Origin of the sequence: Methanoregula sp., assembly GCF_049690535.1 — an archaeon.
Lineage (GTDB): Archaea > Halobacteriota > Methanomicrobia > Methanomicrobiales > Methanospirillaceae > Methanoregula.
In genome coordinates, this window is sequence record NZ_JBAVMX010000097.1 from 1 (window position 1) to 2874 (window position 2874).

At 55.2% G+C, this 2874-nt stretch carries 5 protein-coding genes and 2 pseudogenes; 5 read left to right on the top strand and 2 right to left on the bottom strand.

The genetic code is table 11. From position 1 onward, the window contains the following. From WCE46_RS07155 to WCE46_RS07165, 3 genes and pseudogenes are all read left to right on the top strand, one after another. A pseudogene (locus WCE46_RS07155) lies at nt 1-246 on the top strand (TIGR00289 family protein); the annotation flags it as partial. Next, a complete protein-coding gene (locus WCE46_RS07160; protein ID WP_424733016.1) occupies nt 243-803 on the top strand; it encodes a glutamine amidotransferase-related protein in 561 nt (186 codons plus the stop codon). The pseudogene WCE46_RS07155 and the gene WCE46_RS07160, both read left to right, overlap by 4 nt. Nucleotides 804-903: 100 nt before the next feature. After that, complete coding sequence (locus WCE46_RS07165) at nt 904-1152, top strand: DUF2769 domain-containing protein (RefSeq protein WP_424733017.1); 249 nt, start codon at nt 904-906, stop codon at nt 1150-1152. Between the two features lie 13 nt (nt 1153-1165). On the opposite strand, the gene WCE46_RS07170 is transcribed toward WCE46_RS07165, so the two are convergent. After that, the gene (locus WCE46_RS07170; protein WP_424733018.1) at nt 1166-1573 is read right to left on the bottom strand and encodes a hypothetical protein; all 408 of its coding nucleotides are present in this window, start codon (nt 1571-1573) and stop codon (nt 1166-1168) included. Between the two features lie 312 nt (nt 1574-1885). Here WCE46_RS07170 and WCE46_RS07175 point away from each other — a divergent pair, with 312 nt between their 5' ends. Further along, nucleotides 1886-2128, top strand: a complete 243-nt coding sequence (locus WCE46_RS07175) for a DUF2769 domain-containing protein (protein ID WP_424733019.1) — start codon at nt 1886-1888, stop codon at nt 2126-2128. A gap of 53 nt (nt 2129-2181) precedes the next feature. On the opposite strand, the gene WCE46_RS07180 is transcribed toward WCE46_RS07175, so the two are convergent. Then, nucleotides 2182-2478, bottom strand: coding sequence for a hypothetical protein (locus WCE46_RS07180; protein ID WP_424733020.1), 297 nt, complete (start codon nt 2476-2478; stop codon nt 2182-2184). 197 nt (nt 2479-2675) lie between these two features. Between WCE46_RS07180 and WCE46_RS07185 the strand changes: the two are divergent. After that, a pseudogene (locus tag WCE46_RS07185) lies at nt 2676-2874 on the top strand (SAM-dependent methyltransferase); the annotation flags it as partial.

Genomic DNA, 2874 nt, shown 5'->3' on the forward strand with positions numbered 1-2874 from the left:
GTCTTTGCCGCACCGTTTTCTGCGGACTGGCTGGGAAGGGCAATCGACCGGGATGCCATAAACGATTTACAGCAGTATGTGCGGTCGGACCGCATCACCCTCACCGGTGAAGGCGGCGAGTACGAGACGCTTGTGCTCGACGCTCCCGTCTTTTCCCGGCGGATCGTGATCCTTGAGTCGGAAAAAGAGTACGCGAATTTCCGTGGCATCCTGCACGTCCGGCGCGCCGTGCTGGAGGCGAAATGATCCTTCTTGTGGATCTCTCGTGGAAGGCAGGAACCCTTTCCCGGAATGAGTTTGTGGACCCGGTGGCCCGGATCGTCTCCCGGGCCGGGCTTGCATGGCGGGAGGCGCATTTTTCCGGTATATCCGAAGAACAGATCCGGGGTGCCGATGGGATCATCCTCTGCGGGACCGCGTTACAGGACAACCTTTTTGCCGGAAAGGTGCAGGAGTTTTCGTGGCTCAAAGACACCCGTGTCCCGGTCCTTGGGATCTGCGCCGGGATGCAGGCCCTCTGCCTCGTGTTCGGGGGCACTCTCCGACCGGCCTCCGAGATCGGGATGACCACAATCCGGATCACCCGGCCAAACCCGCTTTTTCCTGACCGGCCGCCCTTTGAGGCGTATGAACTGCACTCCTTTGCCTGCGACCCGCCGGCCGGCTGGGAAGTAACAGCAGTCTCGGACCGGTGCGTGCAGGCTGTCTGCCACCCGGACCGGCCGCTCTATGGGGTCATGTTCCACCCAGAGGTAAGAAACGATCTCGTGGTAAAACGGTTCTGCTCCCTCTGCCGGGAATAGCGGGGCCGGGCGTAACGGGGACAAAAAGCCCCGGCCTCTCCCTTGTACCATTGAAAAAAACAAAAGTGCTAATATTTATGATCACCAAACTCTGTTTCGCATGTTTGAATCCGGCAAACCTCCTGTTGTAGAAAACACCGAAGAGAACCGTCAGATCTGCAGGAAATACTGCACCATCTGCCAGAACTACAAGCGTCATTCGCTCGAAAAACACCAGCCGACCGAGCTCTTCTGTGGCTGTGGGAGTTCCAATGCCCCGGACATGAAAGAGATCGGCTGCTTCTGCCCGGCCTGCCCGCTCTTCATGAAGTACCATCTCCGCGGCGGGTACTACTGCGTGAGAAGGTAGATTAACTTTTTTCCTAATAGTCGTCCTGTGGTTTTGCAGTGACGACATCCTCTACTTCGGGCTGGAGGAGTGCAAGCGCTTCCCGGACCTTTTCCTGGATCGCGGGGTTTTTGTTATCCTGCATCGTATCGAGGCATGCAATCACTCCTTCATCGATAAGCGGTTCTGCCTCCCCGGATGCCGCAACAGCGATGATAATTTCCAGGGCTGAAAGGACGATGTGCAGGTTTTTTTCCTTGAGCAGGTTCATGATGATCTTTATCCCGCCCTGCTTTATGAGCTCGTCCGGCCTCCAGTCGTCGTCTTCTGTACTCACTGCCAGGGCTTCCAGTGCGGCCTCCCTGCCTTTTTTCCCTTGTTTTGAGAGACGAACCAGCAGGTCCTCTATGAGATCCTGTTCAATACGCAGATTTTCAACCATTTTTCCCCTCTGTCCCGGTCGACTCCATCCGAACAATGTCTGGATCCGGTGAATGATACCTGAACCTCAAAGATAAAAAACCCATTGACCCTGACAAAATGTCACCCGGTGCGAAAAACCAAAAGACAGTTTTTTTTTAATGCCTGATTCTGTAAAACTATAGAGGGGGAGTAATGGCGAGGTTTGAGGGAGTTTACATGCGGGCAAAAATCCGGGTGAATTCTACACCCCGACCGGACCCCTGCCGCCCACCCGGAAGGAAGGGGAAAATCCACAGGAAACCTATTATTCTTATCCTACGATCCCTTCCTTATGAAATCCGGTGAAATAAAAGTCGAGGATACGGAAGCGAACCGGCAGATCTGCATGAAGTACTGCGGGTCATGCCCGACCTACAAGCACAACTCCCTTGGGAAATCCGAGCCCGGTGCCCTCTTCTGCGCACGCGGGAAATCATGTGCCCCGTCAGTAAAAGAGGTCAACTGCTACTGCCCGGCCTGCGAGATCTTTGACAAGAACAATCTCGCCATCGGGCGCTTCTGCGACCGGGACTAACAGATTTTTTTTGTGATCGTACCTTTTGGCTGTGCCGGGACTCACCCGGTGCGTTATGCGTCACTTCCGCATCGTTTCCGGTGCAGGTATGCGTAGAGCTCTGCTGCCGAACCAAGGATGATGCCGGTAACAAAACCCCATGGTGAGAGATTGCAGACACCTTTCCATTCTGTGATAACCATCCCGGACAAGGTGCAGGAGATGAGGATCAAAATAAAATATTTCCCGGGAATCGGACGGCGATCGTGGGTCTCTGCACGTTCCCGTGCTTCTGTCCGGAAGTACAGCAACAGAAGAACAACTGCAATCACAAAAGCAAACAAAGCAATTACGGTAAGGACCTGGGACATGGTATCTGGTGAATTAAGGAATATTCGGACGGGCCGGTTTATAGTGTACAGGATTGTGGCATAACTGCCGGGTTACTGGCCGCAGGACCTTTGCGCCGGCGCTGTGTGACCAGTGCTCACGCGATCGGGGTTGGACCGGGACCCACGTTCACATCCGTGAATTATTTCTGCTCGCCCTTCCCACCATCCGGATACGTATGTCCGGTGAAAAACGCGATTTTGACGCAGCAGCGGCGACCTGGGACGAGAACCCGGGCCGGGTAAAACTGGCGCACGATGTGGCGCAGGCAATCATCGGGACGACACAGCCGGGACCGGCGATGGATGTGCTGGACTTCGGGTGCGGGACGGGCCTTCTCACCCTTGCACTCCAGCCCCATGTCCGCACGATCACAG

Excerpts from the sequence above, each read along its gene's own strand:
- WCE46_RS07160 (WP_424733016.1), top strand. The coding sequence starts at position 243 with ATGATCCTTCTTGTGGATCTCTCGTGGAAGGCAGGAACCCTTTCCCGG.
- WCE46_RS07165 (WP_424733017.1), top strand. The coding sequence starts at position 904 with ATGTTTGAATCCGGCAAACCTCCTGTTGTAGAAAACACCGAAGAGAAC.
- WCE46_RS07170 (WP_424733018.1), bottom strand. The coding sequence starts at position 1,573 with ATGGTTGAAAATCTGCGTATTGAACAGGATCTCATAGAGGACCTGCTG.
- WCE46_RS07175 (WP_424733019.1), top strand. The coding sequence starts at position 1,886 with ATGAAATCCGGTGAAATAAAAGTCGAGGATACGGAAGCGAACCGGCAG.
- WCE46_RS07180 (WP_424733020.1), bottom strand. The coding sequence starts at position 2,478 with ATGTCCCAGGTCCTTACCGTAATTGCTTTGTTTGCTTTTGTGATTGCA.